Origin of the sequence: Marinobacter shunpengi, assembly GCF_045449715.1 — a bacterium.
Classification (GTDB): Bacteria; Pseudomonadota; Gammaproteobacteria; order Pseudomonadales; family Oleiphilaceae; genus Marinobacter.
Genome location: NZ_JBJJLA010000024.1, coordinates 1 through 21,502, shown reverse-complemented (window position 1 = coordinate 21,502; position 21,502 = coordinate 1). Strand labels below are relative to the sequence as shown.

Annotated in this window: 19 protein-coding genes and 2 pseudogenes; 10 read left to right on the top strand and 11 right to left on the bottom strand. The window is 59.3% G+C overall.

The annotated features are described in order from the left end of the window. Nucleotides 1-236: 236 nt before the first annotated feature. The gene (locus ACJO3T_RS16910) at nt 237-806 is read right to left on the bottom strand and encodes a hypothetical protein (RefSeq protein WP_406964813.1); all 570 of its coding nucleotides are present in this window, start codon (nt 804-806) and stop codon (nt 237-239) included. 411 nt (nt 807-1,217) lie between these two features. Here ACJO3T_RS16910 and ACJO3T_RS16905 point away from each other — a divergent pair, with 411 nt between their 5' ends. Next, entirely contained in the window at nt 1,218-2,225 is a 1,008-nt protein-coding gene (locus tag ACJO3T_RS16905) for an alpha/beta hydrolase (protein ID WP_406979231.1), read from the top strand. A gap of 101 nt (nt 2,226-2,326) precedes the next feature. On the opposite strand, the gene ACJO3T_RS16900 is transcribed toward ACJO3T_RS16905, so the two are convergent. After that, complete coding sequence (locus ACJO3T_RS16900; RefSeq protein ID WP_406979229.1) at nt 2,327-3,250, bottom strand: alpha/beta fold hydrolase; 924 nt, start codon at nt 3,248-3,250, stop codon at nt 2,327-2,329. Between the two features lie 42 nt (nt 3,251-3,292). Beyond that, nucleotides 3,293-4,768, bottom strand: coding sequence for a flavin-containing monooxygenase (locus ACJO3T_RS16895; RefSeq protein WP_406979228.1), 1,476 nt, complete (start codon nt 4,766-4,768; stop codon nt 3,293-3,295). 83 nt (nt 4,769-4,851) lie between these two features. Here ACJO3T_RS16895 and ACJO3T_RS16890 point away from each other — a divergent pair, with 83 nt between their 5' ends. Next, entirely contained in the window at nt 4,852-5,460 is a 609-nt protein-coding gene (locus ACJO3T_RS16890) for a TetR/AcrR family transcriptional regulator (protein WP_406964809.1), read from the top strand. 248 nt (nt 5,461-5,708) lie between these two features. On the opposite strand, the gene ACJO3T_RS16885 is transcribed toward ACJO3T_RS16890, so the two are convergent. Continuing rightward, on the bottom strand, nt 5,709-6,077 hold the full coding sequence (locus ACJO3T_RS16885) for a truncated hemoglobin (protein WP_406964808.1): 369 nt from the start codon (nt 6,075-6,077) through the stop codon (nt 5,709-5,711). Nucleotides 6,078-6,178: 101 nt separating this feature from the next. Here ACJO3T_RS16885 and ACJO3T_RS16880 point away from each other — a divergent pair, with 101 nt between their 5' ends. Continuing rightward, the gene (locus ACJO3T_RS16880; RefSeq protein ID WP_406979227.1) at nt 6,179-8,224 is read left to right on the top strand and encodes a tetratricopeptide repeat protein; all 2,046 of its coding nucleotides are present in this window, start codon (nt 6,179-6,181) and stop codon (nt 8,222-8,224) included. 44 nt (nt 8,225-8,268) lie between these two features. Here ACJO3T_RS16880 and ACJO3T_RS16875 read toward each other — a convergent pair whose 3' ends face one another. From ACJO3T_RS16875 to ACJO3T_RS16855, 5 genes and pseudogenes are all read right to left on the bottom strand, one after another. Beyond that, nucleotides 8,269-10,470 (bottom strand): lactonase family protein, encoded by a 2,202-nt coding sequence (locus tag ACJO3T_RS16875; protein ID WP_406979226.1) that lies wholly within the window; start codon nt 10,468-10,470, stop codon nt 8,269-8,271. Between the two features lie 154 nt (nt 10,471-10,624). Then, entirely contained in the window at nt 10,625-11,605 is a 981-nt protein-coding gene (locus ACJO3T_RS16870) for a helix-turn-helix domain-containing protein (protein WP_406979224.1), read from the bottom strand. A 167-nt stretch (nt 11,606-11,772) separates the two neighbouring features. Then, a pseudogene (locus ACJO3T_RS16865) lies at nt 11,773-12,446 on the bottom strand (dihydrofolate reductase family protein). 133 nt (nt 12,447-12,579) lie between these two features. Then, nucleotides 12,580-13,611: an aldo/keto reductase gene (locus tag ACJO3T_RS16860; protein WP_406964803.1), complete on the bottom strand. Its 1,032-nt coding sequence runs from the start codon at nt 13,609-13,611 to the stop codon at nt 12,580-12,582. Continuing rightward, complete coding sequence (locus tag ACJO3T_RS16855; protein WP_406979223.1) at nt 13,611-14,831, bottom strand: MFS transporter; 1,221 nt, start codon at nt 14,829-14,831, stop codon at nt 13,611-13,613. Before ACJO3T_RS16855 ends, ACJO3T_RS16860 begins: the two co-directional genes overlap by 1 nt. Before the next feature lie 109 nt (nt 14,832-14,940). On the opposite strand from ACJO3T_RS16855, the gene ACJO3T_RS16850 reads away from it, so the two are divergent. After that, nucleotides 14,941-15,864 carry a LysR family transcriptional regulator gene (locus ACJO3T_RS16850; RefSeq protein WP_406964799.1) on the top strand — a complete coding sequence of 308 codons (924 nt, stop codon included), beginning with the start codon at nt 14,941-14,943 and terminating at the stop codon, nt 15,862-15,864. 149 nt (nt 15,865-16,013) lie between these two features. After that, nucleotides 16,014-17,015: a fatty acid desaturase family protein gene (locus ACJO3T_RS16845; RefSeq protein WP_406964798.1), complete on the top strand. Its 1,002-nt coding sequence runs from the start codon at nt 16,014-16,016 to the stop codon at nt 17,013-17,015. Between the two features lie 119 nt (nt 17,016-17,134). On the opposite strand, the gene ACJO3T_RS16840 is transcribed toward ACJO3T_RS16845, so the two are convergent. Further along, the gene (locus tag ACJO3T_RS16840; protein ID WP_406979221.1) at nt 17,135-17,500 is read right to left on the bottom strand and encodes a 6,7-dimethyl-8-ribityllumazine synthase; all 366 of its coding nucleotides are present in this window, start codon (nt 17,498-17,500) and stop codon (nt 17,135-17,137) included. Between the two features lie 534 nt (nt 17,501-18,034). Between ACJO3T_RS16840 and ACJO3T_RS16835 the strand changes: the two genes are divergently transcribed. The 5 genes from ACJO3T_RS16835 to ACJO3T_RS16815 all read left to right on the top strand — a co-directional run bounded on the left by ACJO3T_RS16835 (nt 18,035) and on the right by ACJO3T_RS16815 (nt 21,011). Continuing rightward, complete coding sequence (locus tag ACJO3T_RS16835) at nt 18,035-18,619, top strand: TetR/AcrR family transcriptional regulator (RefSeq protein ID WP_406964796.1); 585 nt, start codon at nt 18,035-18,037, stop codon at nt 18,617-18,619. Between the two features lie 119 nt (nt 18,620-18,738). Further along, nucleotides 18,739-19,179, top strand: a complete 441-nt coding sequence (locus ACJO3T_RS16830) for a PaaI family thioesterase (protein ID WP_406979220.1) — start codon at nt 18,739-18,741, stop codon at nt 19,177-19,179. Next, on the top strand, nt 19,176-19,592 hold the full coding sequence (locus tag ACJO3T_RS16825) for a PaaI family thioesterase (RefSeq protein WP_406964794.1): 417 nt from the start codon (nt 19,176-19,178) through the stop codon (nt 19,590-19,592). The genes ACJO3T_RS16830 and ACJO3T_RS16825 overlap by 4 nt, the downstream gene beginning before the upstream one ends. 355 nt (nt 19,593-19,947) lie before the next feature. Further along, nucleotides 19,948-20,439, top strand: a complete 492-nt coding sequence (locus ACJO3T_RS16820; protein WP_406964793.1) for a hypothetical protein — start codon at nt 19,948-19,950, stop codon at nt 20,437-20,439. After that, nucleotides 20,436-21,011: a hypothetical protein gene (locus ACJO3T_RS16815; protein WP_406964792.1), complete on the top strand. Its 576-nt coding sequence runs from the start codon at nt 20,436-20,438 to the stop codon at nt 21,009-21,011. Before ACJO3T_RS16820 ends, ACJO3T_RS16815 begins: the two co-directional genes overlap by 4 nt. Before the next feature lie 50 nt (nt 21,012-21,061). Here the strand turns inward: ACJO3T_RS16815 and ACJO3T_RS16810 are convergent. After that, nucleotides 21,062-21,502, bottom strand: a pseudogene (locus ACJO3T_RS16810) (proton-conducting transporter transmembrane domain-containing protein); the annotation flags it as partial.

Genomic DNA, 21,502 nt, shown 5'->3' with positions numbered 1-21,502 from the left:
TCGTTGGGGAATTTCGCGGTTTTTGTGTTGTCGCAAAACCGTAAGTGACTTTGACGACAGTTATTCTCAGTCTATTGGACGTCTGTACGAAGGCAAGGAGGAATTGGCTTGCCTTCGCGAGATTGCCCGTTCTGCCGCCGATTGAAGTGCGCGGACCTGAAGGAAATCGTCGCCTGGCATGATGCCCGGGACGCTGGATCAAGCAATCAGGTCAGAACCGGTGGTGGGTTTAATCGTTAACCGCTTTTCTTTCTCACAGAGAAACGTCGCGCCCAGACGAGGCCGGCAAGTCCTGCTGCCAGCAGAGCCAGACTACCGGGCCCGCTGACCGGATAGGGGGAAATATGGGTTTCAAAGAAACCGCCCGAAAAGCCTACATAATGATCAAAATACGATATGTGTACGCCACCATCTGAAATGGACCAGTCAGGCGCTGAAAAGGTATACCCAAACTCGGTCATTGAAACGCCGTAATAGTCGTCGACAGCGAAGTACAGGCCACTGATGATAGCGCTTTCCACGACTCCTGACCTGGCGATGCCCCTGCTGGCCTCCTGCAAGGCCAGGGACGGATAGAAAAAGGTGTCAAATCGTTCGACAGGGGGGTGACCACTCTCGTCCCAGGCGATTGGCGAGGCCCAGTACGAACCTTTGCCATAATCATAGCCTTTGAGGTCAACCACCAACTTTGAACCGTCATCGAAAAAAGCGGTGTAGTTGTCGATAATGATCGCATTTGACGGCTGAGAGACCAGTACCAGCACCAGAAACGCGGTTACCGCGAAAGCCCGGTTCATGAAATCCATGACAATAATTCCTTGATCGATTTCAAAAAGAATTTGAATCCTGGTGTCAGCAACATTGAGACCAACAATTCAAAAGTCTTTTTGGTGAGGATGATGCAGGGTGACCTTCTGCTCTTTCAGATCAAGCTGTAAAGAAAATCGACGTTAGTGGCAGAACTCAGGAAGGCTCGTTGTTGACCATCATTCGCCACAGAGATGCCGCTCAATAAATCTGTGGGCAAGCCCTGCCACCCGTTGTTTTCCCTGTGGCCATGGCACTGGCCAACCTCCGGGTTTGGAGTCCTGTACCTAGTGCTTGTTGATTTCATGGCACCCCCTGCTATATTCGATATCGAATATTAATAAAGAAAAACGAAAATAATCGAAAGCATTCGGCTCGGTAACGCTAACAACAATAACCGGAGAACGAAGATGCAAGGTACAGAATTTCCCAGGGGCAACAGCCTCGCTGGCAAGGGTTTCATGGCGGTCATCGGCGTAGTGCTGTCGGGAGGGATGGTAATGGCGGATGCCAGTGAATGGCGTGTGATGGAAGCCTCTGATGGTGCGGAGGTTCACTACCGGTACTGGGCGGCAGATTCCGACCCCCATGCCGTGGTGCAGGTGATTCATGGGGCAGCGGAGCATAGCGGGCGCTATGATCGTTTTGCCCAATTCCTGAATCAGCATGGTTATGCGGTGTATGCCACGGACCACCGTGGGCACGGCCGCACCCGGGTGCGCTCCGGGGAACTGGGGGATGCGGGCCCCGATGCCTGGAATCATTTTGTGAAGGACGAGATGCAACTGAGCACCATGATCCAGGGGGAACATCCCGATGCGGACCTGGTGCTGTTCGGTCACAGCATGGGATCGTTCATCGCGCAGGATTACATCACCCGGCAGCCGGGGTTGATCGACGGTCTGGTGCTATCCGGCACCGCCTATGGCCCGCCCCCGCCCCAGGACCTGCTGGTCGCCGTTGATGCGGCAGCCGAAGAGGCCCCCCTGGCGGACTCGCAGATCTGGGCCGGCATTTTTATGGACTTCAACAAACCGTTCAGTGATGAGCCCGGCTTTCAATGGCTGAGTCGTGATGAGGCCGAAGTCCGGAAATACGTGGACGATCCCCAGTCCGGGTTTGCGTTCAGCAACGATCTGGTAAAGGATTTCTTCCACGGTATGGCGGATCTGCGGGATCCCGCCCGGGAACAGGAGATTCCCGAGGACCTGCCTGTTCTGGTTATCCAGGGGGAGCTGGACCCGGTTGGCGCCAACCTGGAGGCCACCAACGCCCTGCTGGAGCGATACAAAGCGCTGGGACTGACCCGGATGGAACACCACTTCTATGACGATGCCCGCCATGAGCTGCTCAACGAAACCAACCGTGAGCAGGTGCAGGAGGATGTCCTGACCTGGCTCAATGAACTGACTCGCTGACCTGACCAGGGGGGCAGAAGTTGGTAGGGACGGTTGCCTGACACGGGCGCTGGGTACTGCACGAAAGACTCTGCTTGTTTCTTGGTGCAGTACGCAGTGGGCTAATCCGGACGGCCTCCCCTCTGCATCTGCCGCTCAATGAACGCGGTAGTGATATCCGGCTGGGTAATCGGCAGCATGTGGCCACCCTCAATCATCTCCAGCTCAACACCCGGCACCCGGTCGGCCATCGCCTGCCCCTGTTCCTTTGGATCCAGGATGCGGTCATCACAGCCATAAAGGATGCCGATGGGCAGCTCCAGATCGCCATAACGCTGCTGCATGGCAGGCAGGATGTCTTCCAGCGCGTGCATGTCCGATGATGCCGCAATGAAGTGGCTGGGGCGCACACTCAGGTAGCCACCGCCGCGCACGGCAAAGTCATCGGGTACGTCTTCCGGCCCGAACACGATATCCAGCACCTGGTCGCTGCGCCGGACGGACAGCGGGGTTGCCAGTGTCCAGCCGGCCAGCTTGCGCAGCCAGGGTAGGCGGATGTTCAGCGCGGCAAAGGCCTCGGATGGGCTCTCCGGCAGATGCGTCAGTGGCGCAATCAGGGCCAGGCGGCTGACCTTGTCCGGGTGGCGCAGGGCAGTGGCCAGGGAGACGGCACCCCCCAGTGAATGCCCCACCAACATCGGTCTGTCGAGGTCAAGTGCGTCAATGACGCCGGCGACCACATCCGCCTGCACCGCCAGCGAGGCGGATGAGCGATCGGGGCGTACCGAGTAACCGCTGCCCGGCCGGTCAATGGCCACTACCCGATAACGGCGGGCCAGCTGGCCCATAACGCTGTAGCCGAAGTGCTGGGCCACGCCACTGAGGCCGTGGATGAGCAGGATGGTCTGCTCCCCGCTGCCCTGTTCGATGTAGTGGATGCGATTGCCCATGATGGTGACGAACCGACCCTCCGGCGGCATACCGAGTTCCACACGCTTGGCGATGAATAACGTGTAGAGAGACAGACCGATCACAAGGGTTAACATGACGATCAGTACAATACTGAACAGATAACTCACGATGGGGCCTTATTTGAACTGCAGGACGCCGTCGTCGATACGGCTGTACTGGATGGTGAGCTTGTCCTTCAGGTAATTCTGATGTACCTGCCAGGGTGCACGGTCGCCCTGCCTTGGCAGGATATCAGCGGCCCTCATCACATAGCCCGACGTGAAATCCAGGAACGGCCGGTCACCCACCGTTGGATCCCGTCGCGGCACGGCCACGCGGTGGCCCTTGCGGTCCATGTAACGCAGCAGCCGACAGGTATAGTCGGAGGTCAGTTCTGCTTTGAGGGTCCAGGAGGCGTTGGTATACCCGAAGGTTACGATCATGTTGGGAATGTCGCTGAGCATCATGCCCTTGTAGGACATGCAGTCGCCAAAGGCGATTGGTTCACCATCCACCGTCAGCGTCACGTCGCCCAGGGCATTGAGCTTCAGGCCAGTGGCAGTCACGATGATGTCGGCTTCCAGCTCCTCCCCGGAGCTGAGCAGGATGCCCTTGTGGGTAAAGCGTTCGATGGTATTGGTCACCATGGAGGCCCGCCTGGCCCGCACGTCGTGGAACAGGTCCCCATCCGGAACGGCGCACAGGCGTTGGTCCCAGGGTTTGTAGCTGGGGGAGAAGTGCTTCATGTCGACGTCACTGCCCACCTGGGTCTGCACCATATGGATCAGTCGCTGCCTGAACATCTCCGGCTTTTTGCGGGCAACGCCATAGAAGAACGAGCCTAACAGTACGTTTTTCCAGCGAGTGGTCCGATGGGCGAGGGGCAGGGGCAGCACGGTCTGCAGGGATCGGGCAATGCCATCGGTCTGCGGGCGGGATACCACGTAGCTGGGTGAGCGCTGCAGCATGGTCACATGGGCGGCCTTCTCCGTCATGGCCGGCACCAGGGTGACAGCGGTGGCGCCGCTGCCGATAACCACCACACGCTTGCCCGTGTAATCCAGGTCTTCCGGCCAGAACTGCGGGTGGATGATCTGCCCCCCGAACGCCTCTTCCTCCGGGAAGGTGGGGCGATGGCCTTCGTCATAGCTGTAGTAGCCGGAGCAGGAGGAGAGGAAGCGGGCCTGGTACTGCTCCTCGTGCTCCTGGCCGGCTTCGTCGGCGGCCATGGCCGTCACGGTCCAAAGCGCGTCTTCGCTCGACCAGCTGGCGGAGACGACCCGGCGCTGGAAGCGGATGTTGTGGATGGCGCCGGACTCTTCGGCCAGCTCCTCGATATAGCGCTTGATGTCTGGCCCGTCGGCGATGGCCTTGCGTCCCGTCCAGGGTTTGTAGCTGTAGCTCAGGGTGTACATGTCCGAGTCGGAGCGGATGCCCGGGTAACGGAACAGGTCCCAGGTACCGCCAATGGCCCGGCGGCGCTCAAGGATGAGGTAGCGCTTGTCGGGGCACTGGTCTGTCAGGGCATGGGCGGCGCCGATTCCGGACAGGCCGGCGCCAATGATCAGGACGTCCAGCGGTGAGGGTTGGAATTGTTCTTGTGTGCTGTTCATGTTGTTATCCCGTGAATGGGGCAATGGTGACAATCTAGATTGTCAGGTAGGATTTGGCAATCCCTGTTGTCAGAATGGTGCCCATGACTACGCCGACCAGTACCAGAAGACGATATCGTGGTGCCGATGTGGAGGAGCGCCGCGCAGAGCGCCGTCGCCTGCTGATTGATGCCGCCACCAGGGTATATGGCTGCAACGGCTACCGGCATTCCGGGGTCAAGCAGGTATGTGACGCGGCGGGGCTGACCCAGCGGTACTTCTACGAATCCTTCAACCACAGCGACGAGCTGCTGATCGCCTGCTACGAGCAGGCCGCCCAACGGGTGCGTGACCTCAACATGGCGGCTGCGGAAGCCGCCGGCAGCGACCCGCTGGAACGCAGCCGGGCAATGCTGCGCGCCTACTTCCAGTTCCTGAAGGACGAACCCAACCTGGCGCGCCTGATGCTGATCGACATCCGCGGCATCAGCCCCGAAGTCGACCGGGCCATCGAGCGCGCCCTCCACGCCAGCAGCAAAGACATGACCAGGGCCCTCGCCCAGCCCGGCCAGCACTTCGACGAAATGCTGCAGGCCGGCATACTCGGAGGCGTTATCCACATTGCCCTGTACTGGATGGAGAGCGGCTATGCACAGCCGGTGGAGGTGGTGACGGAAACGGCGATGAAGCTTGGGGTGTCGTTGCTGGAGTGATGGACCTGGGACAGGAGCGGAGAACGTAAAAACCGCAAGTGACGTTTAAGACAGTCATTATCTGTCTATCGGACGTCGGGCGAGCACGTGGGAACTGGCTCGCCTCCCCCATACCTTTTGCCCCTACGGAATGTCGACTATGATGATTGTGCCGGGATGAGTGTTGGAAACGGGAATGGGACTCCGGGGGACAACGCAACACCCCGTGCCCACTCCCGCCTGTGCTGCAAACGGACAAGCGCCGTTCCCTACTTGTGAATGATTTCGTCCTTCAGGGAATAGGCAATACCCAGGACTTCATCGCAGACCGGGCCCGGGTAGTCCATCTCGTTCATGGCCTGCATGATATCGTCGACCACGGCCACAAATTCGGCCGCACTGACGTTCATTCCGGTATGCGTCTCCAGCATTGACCGGCCCGTGTACTCCACGGGGCCGCCGGAACCGGCCGCGAGAAACTCCTTGACCTTTTCGCGGGCATGGTCCGTTGCCTCCTCGGTCAGGGCCCGGTACCTGGGGCCGGCAACGTTATTCTGGAGGTGCAGGTCGACAATGCGGTTTACAAGCTTGTCGATACCGGCTTGGCCGCCGAGTCTGTCATAAAGGGTTTCGCTCATGGCAGTTGCTCCTTTTCCTTGGGGGGTTGGACAGGTGCTCCGGGCACCTACCCTTATGGGCGTAACAATCCTTGTTACATTGGAACAGGGAGGGTTGAGTGATGGAGGATGCGGACCTTTCTCCGATACAGGCCGCGCTTGACGCCGGCGACTTCGCCGGGGCAAGGGACAGGCTCGCCGCTCTGTCCGTTGCGCCATCCGCCGAGCTGTTGGAGCTGCGGGCCCAGGCGGCCTACGGGAGCGGCGACCTGGAAGGCACGCTGACCGCGTATGGTGAGCTCTACCGCTTTCACCTGGATGGGGGTGACACCCACGCGGCGGCGTTTGCCGCGGTTATGGTGGGCATGTACCTGATGATGGATACCGGGTTGATGGCCACCGTACGTGCCTGGCTGTCGCGGGCGGAACGCCTGGTGGATGATGCGCCTGACAGCCCGGTGTGGGCATGGCTCGCCGCCGTGCGGACCTACGAACGCCTGATGTGTGGCGATATGCCAGGCACTGGACAGTGGGCCCGGCGGGCCATGGATGAAGGGCACCGGCACGGTGTGGCACCGCCTGCCATTATCGGCCAGGTGGCCCTGGCAAGGGTTAGCATCTACAACGGCGACGTCGATGAAGGCCTGAGCTCGCTCGATGATGTCGCCGTGGAACTGAGCGCTGGTCATCTCGATCCCCTGACCGCCGGGCAGATGTGGTGCGAGGTGATCTGCGCGATGCAGTGGATCGGTCACCATGACCGCGCCGAGGAATGGACCGAAGCCATGGAGCGCTGGCGCCAGGGGGCCGCATTCGGGGGGCTCAATGGCCGCTGCCGGGTACACCGGGCGGAAATCATGCGGTTGCGGGGGCCTTGCGACGCCGCGGAGGAAGAGGCGCTGCAGGCCTGTGAGGAGCTGCGCCCCTGGATGCGGCGGGAATTCGGTTGGCCGCTGACCGAGCTGGGCAATGCACGGCTGCGCAAGGGCGATTTCGCTGGCGCCGAAGAAGCTTTCCTGGCAGCCCACCAGAACGCCTGGCTGCCGCAGCCCGGGCTCGCCCTACTCCGGTTGGCACAGGGACGGGTCGACGAAGCCGCCTCGATGATCGACACGGCGCTTGAGCACCCCTTCGATATCCCCTCCAAGGAACGCCCCCCCTCGGGCAGCCTCCAGCGGGCCCCCCTGCTTGAAGCCCAGGTGGTTATCGCGCTGGCGGCCGGCAAGGATGACGACGCTCGCGCCGCCGCCACCGAGCTGGCCGACATCGCCGGGAAATACCAAAGCCGCACATTTCAGAACTCCTCGCTGGCCGCATTGGGTCGACTGGCGCTCAGCGACGGTCGGGCGAACGACGCCATCCGGCTGCTCACCGAAGCCGTCATGGAGTGGGCCGAACTGCGAATGCCCTACGATGCCGCAAGCCTGCGTGTTGTGCTGGCTGCGGCGCACCGGCTCGCGGGCGACGAGCAGACAGCGGACATGGAGCTGGAGGCCGCCTGCCGGACGCTTGAGGATCTCAACGCAAAACCCTGGGCGGAACTGGCCCGCCAACAGGAACCATCGATATCGAAACAAGCGTCCACCGACACCGAGCATGGCGTCTTCCGTTGCGAGGGAGAGATGCGGACGGTGACTTTCGGCGGCGGCACCGTGCGCCTGAAAGACCTCAAGGGCATGCGTTACCTGGAGCGGCTGCTGGCGGAGCCGGGGCGGGAGTTCCACGTGCTGGACCTGGTGGCGGTGGAACGCGGCGCCCTTCCTTCCAATACGACATCGGACGCGCCCCGTATGGCGGCGCAGTGTGGCCTGGAAGTGTTCGACTCAAAGGCCCGCGAGGCCTACCGGCAGCGGCTGGCGGAGGTGGAAGAGGACATCGAGGACGCCGAGAGCCAGAACGATTTCCGCCGCGCTGAACTCGCCCGTGCCGATCGCGAGTTCCTGGTGGACGAACTGCGCCGCGGCGTCGGCCTGAACCACCGGGCCCGGACCGTCGGCGACGGCGTGGAGCGGGCCCGCACCGGCGCGACCCGCTCGCTGCGCTACGCCCTTGACCGAATCGCCCGGCACCACCCCCGTCTGGGCGAACACCTGACACGGACCATACGGACCGGCACCTACTTCGCGTACGAGCCGGATCCCCGCGCTCCGTTGAAGTGGACGACGTGAGCGGGTCCGGGCAACAGGGTTGCCCGGACCCGGTAATCACTGTCCTACTCGGTGTAGCCGACGATGGATACATCAACAGGCAGGTTGCCAACGGCGATCGATTCCACCGCAGTGAGCGAGCCATCTCCGGCAACGTTGAAACGAGACACCATCTGATTGCCCTTCAAGGCGAGCAACAACTGCTGGCCGTTGGGGGCGAGACCCGGCCCGGCAGGTACCGAATCGGTTATAAGGCCGTCAAAGCCTGCTTCCTCACTGAGCCAGGCAATGGACTGTGCCACTTCATTCACGGCGTAAAGAGTATGGGCGGGGGACATCAGAAGATGAATACCGCCGTTTCCGGCCATGGTGCCCTCCGAAGCGAGTGAGCCGTCATCATCCACCAGAAATTTTTCCAGCCCATTGCCTGCGGTATACAGCGTCTGACCATCGGCGCTGACCGCAATGGCTCTGGCGTTGGCTATTGTCGGCTTGACATCCAGTTTGGTCAGGGAGCCGTCCAGAGTGTCAATTGCAAATGGCACAATCAGGGCTGGGTCATCGTTATTGACGGCCCAGAGGTAACGACCGGTGGGGTCAATGCTCAGGTCAACCGGATCAATGTGCCCCACGGGATACTGCTGGTATTCACTCAAGGCTCCATAACTATTGATGTTGTGGAGACTGACGGTGTTGTTGTGTTTGCTGATCACATAGAGAAAGTTACCGGAGGGGTGTACCGCCAGCGCTACGGGTTCAAGATCGGTTGCGACAGGAACATCAATGGCCACCAGTTCATCCTCCTCCTTGTCCACATGGATGGCAGTAGCGCGACGGAACTGGGATACCGTGTTGTCGTTGGTGTTGGCCACATACAGATACTTGCCGGTGGGATGGGTGGCGATGGCGCTGGGGTTGTCACCGGTCAGAGGGTTGGTGTCTCCCAGCGCAGTCATCGTGCCGTCGTCGTCCATCAGGAACTGGCTGATATTGTCGTTACCGCTATTGACCACATAGGCGGCGGTGTTGTGGGCTGTCAGCGCCTCGCCCGTGGTGAACACCATATCGGTCGGGAAGCCATCCACTGGCAGACGGTTCGGGGTGGCAGGCGACAGGGTGCCATCTTCGCCGATGTCAAAGGTGAGTATGGCACCGGCGTTATGGTCTGCCAGATACATTCGGTCGCTGGTTGGGCTGGCCATCAGATTACCAGGAGATACGGCGTTATCCACGTCAATGGCATAGCCGGGCAGCGGTTCCAGAGTGCCATCGTCGGTGATGCCGAACTGCCAGACTTTGTCGTTGGTATTGTCTGAGACATAAAGAAACTGACCGCTGTTATCCAGCGATACTCCTTCAAGCTGCCCGACTTCAAAAATATTCTCCCCGCCATCGTCGGCCAGCCCCAGGAATTCGAGGCTGCCGCCCTCCTGAATGCGGTATTGGGACAGGGTGCCGTCAAGACGATTGATGGCGTAGAGGGTTTGTGTATCGGCATGAAGCGCCATTCGCCAGGGGCCATCACCGGCGGCAATGCTGTCTACATAGGTGAGTGAGCCATCGGACGCCACATCAAAGCGGCTGATGCTGTCCTGGGCATTGTCGGCTGCGTAAACCTGTTGGCCATTGCTGCCCATGGCCAGATCCACATAACCGGCCCCCAGATAATCCGGACCAACAAAATTGTTCGGCATTTCTTCCAGCTCACCATCGTCATCGAAGGTGAGCTGGTAAAGGCCCATATCATTATGGTCGGCGATATACAGTGACTGGCCGGAAGGATGTATCACCACATCCCTCAGGTCGTTTCCCAGTGGCAGGCTGTTCTCGCTTGTCAGTTGTCCGCGTGCGTCTAGCGTGTAATGGTAGGCGGCACCGCTCGACAGTACCAGGGTTTCGTCATGGCCTGGGCGCAGGGCAACGGAAACGGCACTCGAGTTGTTGGGGATCTTGTCGGCCAGCCGCATCATGCCGCTGTCGGCGTGCACCGCGTAGCTCGACAGGGATTGGTTATTGTAGGAAGTCACCAGCGCGTAACGTTCCACATTGCCAAGGGATGCAGGGGTGTCGTCACTGCTATCGTTTTCATCACTGCTATCGCTGGTGTTGCCGCCACTGCCGCCGTTATCACCGTTGTTATCGGTGTCAGTACCCGATGTGGTTGATCCGCCGCTACTGCTGCCCCCACACGCGGTCAGTTGCAGCGCCAATAGCAAGGCGCTGCCCAACAGAAGAATGCGTGAGAGTATTGTTGTCCTGTTATTCATACCGCTCTCCATAAATCCATCGTAAAAGGCGGGCGAGTCCCGCTGTCCTGGTTTGGTACGTACCGCTGATCAGGGTAAAGAAAGCCACAGCCGCATGGCTTGGAGGATGGGGTGGGACTATAAGCCCCTGGAAAAGGCGCCTGGGAGAAGAGAGTCAGAAAGCCTGCGAATGGCCCATGTCCGATTTCGCCTTTTCACGCATTTCTTTCGGCGTCATGGAGAAACGGCGGCGAAATGTCCGGTTGAACCAGGAAATATCGCCAAAGCCTGCTTCCAGTGCAATGGCGGTGATGGAGCGTCCGTCGTGGCAGGGAGAGGTCAACAGGGAGCATGCCAGGTCGAGCCTCATACCCAGGACATAGTCTGTGAAGTTGGTGTTTTCCCCATAGAAAAGATTACGAACAAAGCGCTTGCCAATACCATGTCGTCTGGCAATCCAGTCAATGGATAATGCGGGGTTTCCCAGGTTGGTGGCGATATCGGATTTGATGGCGGTAAGCCGGGCAGCACGACCGCCCCGCTGTTGGGCAAGTTCCGTTTCTTCTTTTGCTCCACTGAGCAGCAGGTTCAGCAGGTCGTACAGGTGTGAACTGATGCTCGCTTCCGTACTGGCTTCATAGTCAGCCTCCTCATGCAGCAAGGAGGCCACGTAAGTCCGGAGCAATCGGAGTTCGGGCGAGTTTTCGAGGCCATACCGCAATGCCCGGTCAAGCTTGCCGAGCCGGGGGGCCAGTCTCTCGCGTGGAACGGCAATCTCCAAGGTATGGCTGTTTTTTGCCGCGCTAATGAAAGCGGTTTTATCAGCGGCAAGCATGACAGCGTTACCGACATTGGCATCGGTATAAGAGCGGATACCGGCCTGCCCGGAGCACACCCTGCCTTTGAGCGTGAGGCCCAGCTTCAGCATATCGGCATCCCGCTCAGAAGCGCCGAGCAGACGGTTCACATAAGGTGATGACTTTGCCTCAAGCACACAAAGGCCGCCCGATAGCGGGCGAATATGCAAATCCACGAACGGCAGCGTCTCGCCAAGGGGCGCATAGTCCACTCGGGTAGAAGTGGCCTCGTAAAAAGCCTGGACCTCTTCCTTGAAAGCCGATGCGGGCTTGCCTTTTGCCGAAAACCTCAGGACCATAAACCCTCCTCCATTCAGGCATATGGAATAATATCTGGCTCGGCTGATTGCCGGACTACTATTGTGTCAGGGGCAGATGGTGCATTTTATCACGGTACCTTGAGCCTCGCCCCCGGTTAGAGTGGACGACGTGAGCGAGCTCATGCTTTTCCTGAGGGTGACTGCCCCTATTCTCCGTCCTCCCGCTGCATCTTCTCACGCCGAGCCAGTTCCGCCGGCGTGGGAGGATCCATGGCAAAGTCGCCGGTTGCCACCGCGCCGTCCCGCACATAATGCGCGATCACAACACCGTTGGGCGACACCCGACTGGTGGTAAGCCTGAACGCCGTCGCCTTCGCGCCATCATCAAACAGTTTCTTGCCCGCTCCGAGCACCACCGGAAATATGAACAGGTTGATCTCGTCGACAAGACCACTCGCAAGCAGCGTATGGATCAGGTCAGTGCTGCCCTGTGTGACCAGTGCCGGCCCATCCTCCTGCTTCAGCCTGGCAACGTCCGATGCCGCATCCCGGAGGGCCACCGAGCCCTTCCAGGTCAGCTCCCGCCCCTTCCGGGTTGCAACGTACTTGTTGATGGAATTGAAGGCTCTGGCGATGGAATCATCCGGCCCACCCTCGGCATATGGCCAGTGCGCCGCAAAGATCTCATACGTCTTCCGTCCGAGCAGCAGGTCGAATGGCGGACTGAACAGCCTGTCGATCTCCTCGCCGAACACCTCATCCACCATCGGGCCACCCAGCCGCCGTAGCTGAAACCGCCTGTCGGGTCTTCCTGGGGGCCGCCTGGTGCCTGCATAACGCCATCCAGTGAAACCATGGCACCGACAATCACTTTTCTCATGGGCTTATCCTCCTGAATCATTGCTTACACCCTGTAGTCGCATGGAGCGCTGCCTGATCGACAGGGTGCCAGGTGTCAGTTGAATGTGATTGCCCCTATCCTGGACCTGACGGAAGCCATGGAATTCGAAGAGTCATACCGGTGGCGGATTGCGTTCGGCGAACTGGCCGTTCCAGTAGGGATAGTAGGGATAGGGCGGGGTTACTGCACTCGCCACGTCCAGACGTGCGACCTGGGATTCGTCAAGCGACCAGCCGACCGCGCCGAGATTCTGCTTTAACTGGGTTTCATCCCGTGCACCAATCAGAACCGACGACACGGTCGGACGTCGCAGCAACCAGTTAATCGCCACCTGTGGCACGGTCTTGCCGACTTCTTCGGCGATCTCGAAAAGTACGTCCAGCACCCGATAGAGTCGTTCGTTCGGTACCGGCGGCGCGAATCCTTCGGTCTCGTGAAGACGGCTGCCGGCGGGTAGCGGCTGGTCACGACGAATCCTGCCGGTCAGGCGGCCCCAGCCCAGTGGGCTCCACACCAGGGCGCCCAGGCCCTGATCCTGCCCCAGCGGCATCAGTTCCCACTCGTAATCCCTGCCCACCAGGGAGTAGTACGTCTGGTTCGCCACGAAGCGCGCATAGCCATAACGCTCCGCGACGCTCTGGGACTTCATCAGCTGCCAGCCAGAGAAATTGGAAGCCCCCAGGTAGCGTACCTTGCCGGCCCGCACCAGATCATCCAGGGCCGACATGACGTCTTCCACCGGCGTCATGGCGTCGAAATGATGCAGCTGCAGCACATCGATATAGTCTGTTCCCAACCGCTTCAGCGCCCGCTCGGTGGCGCGGATCAGGTGATGGCGGGAACTGCCGGCGTCGTTGACGTCCTCTCCGCTGCGCAGCGACATTTTGGTGGACACAATCACCCGGTCGCGGCGGCCTTTGATCGCCTCGCCAAGAATCGTCTCCGAGGCGCCGTCGGAATAGACATCCGCAGAATCGAACAGATTGACGCCAGCGTCCAGGCAGATGTCGATAAGCCGCTTCGCTTGCGCCACGTCGGTATTGCCCCAGGCGCTGAACAGCGGCCCCTTACCACCAAAGGTGCCGGCCCCGAAGCCCAGTGCCGGCACTTTGAAACCGGACCGTCCCAGATAACGATATTCCATCACACTTGCTCCTGGTCGCAGACAATTGGCGGGAGGGGCCGCATGGCCTCGCCCCGCTCTCGCTTGATGGCCCAGGCGGCCACTGCCAGCCCGGTCAGAGTCACCAGGGCGGCGGCGCCGGGCACTGCGGTAAAGCCGCCACCCTGCTCGATCACCACACCGCCCAATCCGGCGCCCAGGGCGTTGCCCAGGTTGAACGCCCCGATATTGAAGCTCGACGCCAGGCTGGCTGCGCCCGTTGCCCGGTTCAGTACCCACAGCTGCAAAGGCGCCACCGTGGCAAAGCTGGCTACACCCAACAGACCCACGAAGGCTACCGTCGCCCATTGATGGCCGAGCGCGAAAGCGAACAGTCCGAGGACCGCGGCCAGACCCGCGAGGGTGATCAGCAGAGCCGGCGCCAGCCCCCGGTCGGCAAGACGGCCGCCGAGCAGGTTCCCTGTGATCATGCCGACCCCGAACACCAGCAGGATCAGCGACACTGCATCCTGGGAGAAGCCGGCGATGCTGGTCAGGATCGGCTGGATATAGGTGAACACGGTGAACACCCCGGCGAAGCCGAGCACCGTCATCAGCAGCCCCAACAGCACTGTCGGTCGGCCGATCACCGCCAGACTGTCGCGCCAGCCCGTTTCTTCGCCGCCGCCACTATCGCGGGGCACCATGAGAGCGATCACCAGGGTCGCCAGCACACCCACGCCAGTGACCGCCCAGAAAGTGGCACGCCAGCCGTATTCGTGCCCCAGCCAGGCGCCGGCGGGCACACCCAGCAGCGTCGCCACGGTCATGCCGGTGAACATGATGGCAATGGCGCCGGCCCGCTTGTCCGGCGCCACCAGGCCGGTGGCGACCACCGAGCCAACACCGAAAAAGGTGCCGTGCGCCAGGGAGGTCGCTACCCGGGCAGCCATCAGCATGGGATAGTTCAGCGCCAACGCGCAGGCCAGATTACCCAGCGTAAAAATAACCATCAGCGCCACCAGCACCGTCTTACGCGGCCAGCGGGCGCTGGCGATGGTGAGCAGCGGCGCGCCCACGAACACGCCCAGGGCGTAGCCGGAGATCAGCAGGCCGGCGCGGCCGATGCTCACGTTCAGGTCAGCGGCCACTTGTTCCAGCACACCCATGATCACGAATTCGGTGGTGCCGATGCCGAAGGCACCGACGGTCAGCGCATACAGCGCCCAAGGCACGGGGCGCGAAGAGGTTGAAGCAGTCATCGTAACGTCCATCAGAGATTGATGACCCGAATACTAGGCCCGGCCTGGTCTCCATGATACCTTTAGTATCTTCAATCACTTTCAAGGTTTCATTGATAATGTGCCCGCCATGGACCGTCTGAGCGATATCGCCCTGTTTCTGCGCGTGGTGGATCTGGGATCCATCAGCGCCGCCGCCCGCAGCCTTGATCTGTCGGTGGCGGTTGCCAGCCAGCGCCTGCAGCGCCTTGAAAAGGGCCTCAACGTACGGCTGCTGCACCGTACCACCCGGCGCCTGCACCCGACCCCGGAAGGCCTGGCACTGGCGGAACAGGGCCGCGACCTTGTAGAGGGCCTGGAAGCGCTCACCCAGGACCTGCGCGGCAGCGCCGAAAACGTCACCGGCACCCTGCGTGTCACCATGCCCCACTCCTTTGGGCGGCAGTACATCTCGCCATTGCTGCCGGACTTCCTGAACCGCTATCCCCGGCTCGATGTACACGTCAGCCTCACCGACCAGGTAGTGGATCTGGTTGGTGAAGGCTATGACCTGGGCATTCGTATCGGTGTTCTGGAGGATTCCAGCCTGGTGGCCCGGCGCCTGGCCGACGACCGGCGGGTGTTGTGCGCCGCCCCCGGCTACCTGGAACGCCACGGCACCCCGCAACGTCCCGCCAACCTCGCTGACCACCAATGCCTGGTGCTCTCCAGCAGCCGACGGCGGCAGGACGTCTGGCACCTCACCGACGACCAGGGGCAAAGCGAGGCGGTACAGGTAGGCGGTCGCATACGCAGCAATCAGGGCGAAATGCTCACCGAGGCGGTGCTCGGTGGTCTGGGTATCGCCCAGCACTCGGTGTGGCATATCCACGAGCACCTGAGCAGCGGTCGACTGAGCGTGGTGCTGCCGGACTACCGGCTAATGGAAACCGGCATCCACGCGGTGATGCCCCAGCGGCGGCTGGTGCCGCCTCGGGTGCGGGCGTTCGTGGCGTTTCTGGAAGAGCGGCTCGCTGAGCATCCGGTCTGGGCGTTGCAGGTGGGAAACCAGTAAGTAGTACCGGATAGTCACCAGACGACACTTGGCTACTCCCGGGCACGTCCGCCCTCGGTCGTTGGAATTACCTGCCAAAAGATCTCATTATAGGAAACAGGGAGGGACAGGCCATGCACCAGGATAATGTTCCGTTATCGGATAACAGCTTGCCTGAGCACAGTGAAGGTATCCGGGTAGGCCGGGAACTGCTTGAGGCTACAAGACCCTATGTTGAGGAGTCTGCTGCCACAAGCTGGTGGCATGTCTGCTCTACCTTTGCATTGATGATCGCCGCCCTGACATTGGCCGGAATGATTCCGTGGTGGCCCCTCAGAGCGGTGTTCTCGGTGCTGGGCGCCCTGCTGATGGTTCGCGCCTTCATCACCTTTCACGACTACCTGCACGGCGCGATTCTCAAGGATTCGCGGATTGCCTACTGGCTCTTCCATGCCTACGGCGCCCTGGCCCTGGCGCCAACACGCTCCTGGCGCGCCAGTCACAATTATCACCACGGCCATGTGGGACAGATTACGGATGCCACCGTGGGGGCTTTTCCTCTGATCACCGCCCGCATGTGGCGGGACGCAACGTGGTGGCAGCGTTTCACTTATCGCGCGCAGCGCAATCCACTGGTGGTGGTGTTCAGTTACCCGGTTGTTTTCGGTATTAACATCACGCTGCTGCCCCTCCTGAAGAACCCACGCAAACATCTCGACTCGCTGACTGCGCTGCTCAGTCATTTCGGTTTGATCGCCGTGCTTTTGGGAGTTGGCGGGTTCAGCCTGGCTTTCTTTGTCGTTCTGCTCCCCATGGCCCTCGCCTCCGCAATGGGGTCTTACCTGTTTTTTGCCCAGCACAGTTTCCGGCGCATGCAGATTGCCTCGCCCGAAGCCTGGAGCTACTACCGGGGGGCTCTGGAATCATCAAGCTACATGCGTATGAACCGGGTTATGCAGTGGTTTACCGGCAATATCGGCTACCACCATATTCACCATCTCAACGTTCGAATTCCCTTCTACCGCCTTCCCGAAGCGATGGCGGCCATTCCTGAACTGCAATCACCGCTGACGACCACCCTTGCACCCGGGGACATTGCCGACTGCTTCCGGTACGCCCTCTGGGATGAAGACAAACAGCGAATGGTGTCCTATCGGGAGGCCCTCGGTTGAGTCTCCGCCTGGGACCTGCTGGTTAATCAGGGACATATTTAACGGAAATTTCAGGCCCCTCGGGGGAGTTGTGGAAATCAATACATCTCGCAACCTCTACAGTCACTTCTTAAACGCAACTATCTGCAACCTTTTCCAGGCTCGCAACAGTTTCCAGGCAAGCGCGAGCCACTTCTTTCTCCTTTCCTATGAAGTGTTGAGCAAAAAAAATCAACATGGTCTTCGTGTTCATGAAAATTATGGGGCGTAAGCACAGAAGAAAAAACTGGGATATCTGATGTCAACTGTACTTGCATAAGACCATCTATAACGGCCGAAGAAACAAAGTCATGACGATAAATGCCACCATTGGTGATAAGGCCACAAGCAATAATAGCCCTGTATTTTCCTGATTGAGCCAGAATTTTAGCGTGGAACGGGAGTTCAAATGCACCAGGAACTTCGAATGTATCGACTTCAGTATCTGAAAATTTCTTCTTGAGCAAAATGAGATTTTATTGCTTGCACGGAATTATCAACAATCGCCTTGTGCCAGCTTGAGGACACGATCGCGATTCTCAAAATTTTTGTAGCTCTTGGATTTTGATAACTTAATGTTGCAGCAGGCTGATTCATAATTTCCTCATGAAAGAAGAGTTAGTGAATCAGAGCGAACGCGTATGCAACAACTCTATCTAGGATAAGGGTTGTGTATGCACGATCTCTTTCATCCGGACTATGACCGTCGGCTCTGGATTTTGACCAGATCTGCTGACCCCAAGTATTACTTGGGCGCTCGTGGGCTTCTGTTATAAACAGATAGACATAGCGACTACTGACCCGGTAACCATCGAGACACAGCATTTGAGAGTGTCGATCCTCGCGCCCCAATGCCTGTTCCAGTTACTCTGTCGCAAGCTTAGCCCAATCCCGGTTTGGTTAGTCCAGCTTCGGATTGTTTGGCCCATTTCGCGACCAGAACTCCTGTTTGCGTATAGACTGTTGCAGCCTTCGATTCCTTTCGGCCCAGGATTAGACGTATGCCCGCAAGCTCCGTTCACCGCCTCAACATCGTGCGCGCAGCTGCAAAGCTGTTTCGCAAGAATGGTTATTCGAAAACCGGTCTGAACGAGATCCTTGCTGAAAGCAAGGCGCCAAAGGGTTCCCTTTACTACTACTTCCCGCAGGGCAAGGAACAGTTGGGCGAGGAAGCCTTGCGGCTTTCTGCCCGGATGGCGGTCGACACTCTGGAACAACTTCGCCGGGAAAACCCCACCGCAGCGTCTCTGCTACGGGCCTTCGCAGCGCTTCTGGCAGAATGGATGGAGCGGTCTGCATTCCGTGATGGCTGCCCGATGGCGACGACCATACTGGAAACCGTGCCGCAGTCCGCAGCGCTAAGCCTCGCGGCACGGGAAGGGTTCGCGGCCTGGCGAGGGATATTCGAAGACATGTTGCGCAGCGACGGCGCAAAACCAGACGACGCGTTTCGCCTGGCCAATCTGGCAATAGCTGTACTGGAGGGCTCCCTGATCCAGGCCAGGGTAGCGCAAGATTGCAGTCCCATTATCGAGTCCGCCGAAGAAATCGCTGCCCTGATGAGCCTTCGCTCGAACCGCCCCTGACACCTGGAAAACCGCCTGCCCGGTTTCGTCACCATTGCGTGTAGCCCTGAATCTTGATAATTATAATGACTGGTCTACATAAGACGCAATGACGACTTCAAGTGACAGAAGGTGACTCCATGGACAGCAACAAGACAGTGCCTGCCGGATTTTCCCGTCATGACCGCCGTAGTGGCCTGACCGATCCCTGGGAGCCGCTGTTTGCAGCGACCACGGACCGGACCTTCAGTCTGGGGCTCTACGCCGACACACCCCATGTGAATAGCCGGGGCTTCGTGCATGGAGGTCTTCTCTCCGCACTGGCGGACAACGCGATGGGGCTGAGCTGCGCCCGGCAGATAGACAATGTTGGCGGGCTGGTAACGGTCAATCTGAGTATCGATTACCTGGGAACCGCGCGCAAAGGCGAATGGCTGGAAATAAGAGCTGAGCCTTCACGCATCGGACAATCGCTCTGTTTCGCCGAGGCAAGGATTCTGTCTCACGGCACACTCTGCGCGACGGCAAAAGCGGTATTCAAGGTTTCGCTACTCAATAGCAACAAGGAGAAACAGGTATGAACGATACAGATGACCTGCTTGGCAGGATCCGGAACATATCCCGTCTCGCAGAATTCAATCAATGGCTGGCTCTTGAAGTAACCTCGGCTACTCCGGGGGAAGTAGAGCTCCAACTGCAGTGGAAAAAAGAGCTCGGACAATACAACGGCTTTCTGCATGCCGGTATCCAGGGAGCATTGATCGATACCGCGTGCGGCTTTGCCGCCGTCACACTCAGCGGGAATGTCCTGGCGTCCCAGTTTACCGTGCGCTGCCTGCGCCCAGCGGAAGGGCAGAGCTTCAGGGTGGTCGCACGCGTGGTCAAACCGGGGCGCCAGCAGGTATTCAGCACAGCGGAGCTTTATGCGACCAACGACGGTGTGGAAAAACTCGTTGCTACAGGCGATACGCTACTGGTGCCCGTACAGGCCTGAGTCAAAGGCTCTTCCGGAACGCCCGGGGACTTACTTGTGTTGCACGAACATCACCGCAAAGCCCCGCGCATCCAGTTGTTGCTTCAATAGACCCATTTCGAGGCTCTGGTACCTTGTCCGATGCGAGAAATTTCAGGCTTCTTTCGGGAGTGTCTGTCCATGTGATGTGGCTGGCGGATGCCACGGAATTCGAAGTCCGATATCAGGACAACCGTAGAGCCCATCTGGACCGACGACGATTGGCGGCCAGTAACGCCGTGCCTGACGTCACTTTTCGACCAGTATCCGTATGCTACTATCGGTAAATCAGGTAAAAAAGGAATGAACCAACACCTCAGCGACAAGGAATGTAGCCATGACAGCATGGATTATTGCCTCAAACGATCTGCAGAAATTCCATTCGTTTCGACCAGAAAAGAACGAATTCACCATCCGTCGAGCTTCCTACCTGCCCGTTGAGGGAATTGGGGTTAACGGTACTTTCTTTATCAGGGGATGGGTTGCTGTTCGGGGAAACAATCTCTTCGTAAGCGCTTCCGGTTATTCCGCGCCCATGGAGCTGGCGGCGAACAGTGGTGCCTTCAATTTTTACGGCAACGTTACGCTGCTTCGCGATGGCGAGACTCTGATCAAGAGATCCCTCGAGATGGGGGCAAACGAACTTTGGGCCGACGACGAATACTCGCCCATCGGATCCGCCTCTTTCATGATCCCGCCAAGCCATGATCCTTCAGCCTACTCTGTAAGGATTGAGGCCAGCTACACCTTCTCTTCCTCAAGTGGTTCAGCCGTTCCCATGCCTCAGTTCGCCCGTACTGTCATCCAATTGATGGGGGTGGAACGATGAGAAAGCAGCTTTTGTTTGTGACCATGCTGCTAGCTATTGCCAGTTGCGGGTCCCATGCGAACCAGACTCCAGCGGAACTGAACTCAGAAGCCCTGGAGATCATGCAGGCGGGGGCCGATCAGGGCGAGTTACAGCAGGTTCTGGAACTCACCAGTCAGGCCATCGAGAAAGACAAGGATTTCCTGCCAGCGCGGAATACTCGGGTGAACGCGTTGCTGCAATTGGGCGATATGGACCGTGTGGTCCAGGAAGCTGAGGCCATTGCTTCGATCAATAACACTCCCGGGAACCAGTTGTATGTCTGCATGGCTCGTGAAGTTGCGAATGCAGGCTATCCGGGGCAACAGTCCTGTTATTCAGGGGTTATCGATCTAATGGAAGAGAACGGGCGTTCCGCTGACGCCGATGCCAACTACCTGATGGCCATGAAGCTGGCCAATCACCCGGACTTCGAGTCCCATGTCTGGCAGTACATCGAAAAGCAGGAGTCAGAGTCTGCCAGACAGGTGGCAGAGTACCTGTTTATCGAAAGTAGCCGGGAGGAAGTGCTCCATTCCTATTTCTCACTGTAAGTTTGTTGTCGAGTGTTCGGCATCGCCATGCGCCCATTAAGGGCGCGAACTTAAACCCCAGACAACCCCACAACCCAATCAATAACCGGCGCCGGATAAACCCCAATCACCAGAATCAGCACCGCCACAACCAGCAGAGTCAGCCCCCCAACCCTACTCCCCCAGTCATTGGTTGCATCCCGACGACGCATCCACGGTTCCGGCAGGTACAGGGTCACCATCACCCGCAGGTAATAGAACAGCCCGATGGCGCTACCGGCGACGATGCCGCCCACCAGCCACTACTGGCTGTCCGCCACACCCAGTGCAATCACGTAGAACTTGCCGATAAAGCCGGCGGTCAGGGGAATGCCTGCCAGGGACAGGAAGCTGACGGTCATCACCGCTGCCAGCCAGGGCCGGCGCCAGAACAGGCCGCGGTAGTGGTGCAGGCCGGCAGCATCCTCGCCACCAAAGGGACTGGATACCATGGTAACCACACCGAACGCCGC

Excerpts from the sequence above, each read along its gene's own strand:
- ACJO3T_RS16855 (WP_406979223.1), bottom strand. The coding sequence starts at position 14,831 with ATGACTGCTTCAACCTCTTCGCGCCCCGTGCCTTGGGCGCTGTATGCG.
- ACJO3T_RS16825 (WP_406964794.1), top strand. The coding sequence starts at position 19,176 with ATGAACGATACAGATGACCTGCTTGGCAGGATCCGGAACATATCCCGT.
- ACJO3T_RS16900 (WP_406979229.1), bottom strand. The coding sequence starts at position 3,250 with ATGTTAACCCTTGTGATCGGTCTGTCTCTCTACACGTTATTCATCGCC.
- ACJO3T_RS16815 (WP_406964792.1), top strand. The coding sequence starts at position 20,436 with ATGAGAAAGCAGCTTTTGTTTGTGACCATGCTGCTAGCTATTGCCAGT.
- ACJO3T_RS16875 (WP_406979226.1), bottom strand. The coding sequence starts at position 10,470 with ATGAATAACAGGACAACAATACTCTCACGCATTCTTCTGTTGGGCAGC.
- ACJO3T_RS16905 (WP_406979231.1), top strand. The coding sequence starts at position 1,218 with ATGCAAGGTACAGAATTTCCCAGGGGCAACAGCCTCGCTGGCAAGGGT.
- ACJO3T_RS16890 (WP_406964809.1), top strand. The coding sequence starts at position 4,852 with ATGACTACGCCGACCAGTACCAGAAGACGATATCGTGGTGCCGATGTG.
- ACJO3T_RS16880 (WP_406979227.1), top strand. The coding sequence starts at position 6,179 with ATGGAGGATGCGGACCTTTCTCCGATACAGGCCGCGCTTGACGCCGGC.
- ACJO3T_RS16885 (WP_406964808.1), bottom strand. The coding sequence starts at position 6,077 with ATGAGCGAAACCCTTTATGACAGACTCGGCGGCCAAGCCGGTATCGAC.
- ACJO3T_RS16910 (WP_406964813.1), bottom strand. The coding sequence starts at position 806 with ATGGATTTCATGAACCGGGCTTTCGCGGTAACCGCGTTTCTGGTGCTG.
- ACJO3T_RS16830 (WP_406979220.1), top strand. The coding sequence starts at position 18,739 with ATGGACAGCAACAAGACAGTGCCTGCCGGATTTTCCCGTCATGACCGC.
- ACJO3T_RS16895 (WP_406979228.1), bottom strand. The coding sequence starts at position 4,768 with ATGAACAGCACACAAGAACAATTCCAACCCTCACCGCTGGACGTCCTG.
- ACJO3T_RS16850 (WP_406964799.1), top strand. The coding sequence starts at position 14,941 with ATGGACCGTCTGAGCGATATCGCCCTGTTTCTGCGCGTGGTGGATCTG.
- ACJO3T_RS16820 (WP_406964793.1), top strand. The coding sequence starts at position 19,948 with ATGACAGCATGGATTATTGCCTCAAACGATCTGCAGAAATTCCATTCG.
- ACJO3T_RS16870 (WP_406979224.1), bottom strand. The coding sequence starts at position 11,605 with ATGGTCCTGAGGTTTTCGGCAAAAGGCAAGCCCGCATCGGCTTTCAAG.
- ACJO3T_RS16835 (WP_406964796.1), top strand. The coding sequence starts at position 18,035 with ATGCCCGCAAGCTCCGTTCACCGCCTCAACATCGTGCGCGCAGCTGCA.
- ACJO3T_RS16860 (WP_406964803.1), bottom strand. The coding sequence starts at position 13,611 with ATGGAATATCGTTATCTGGGACGGTCCGGTTTCAAAGTGCCGGCACTG.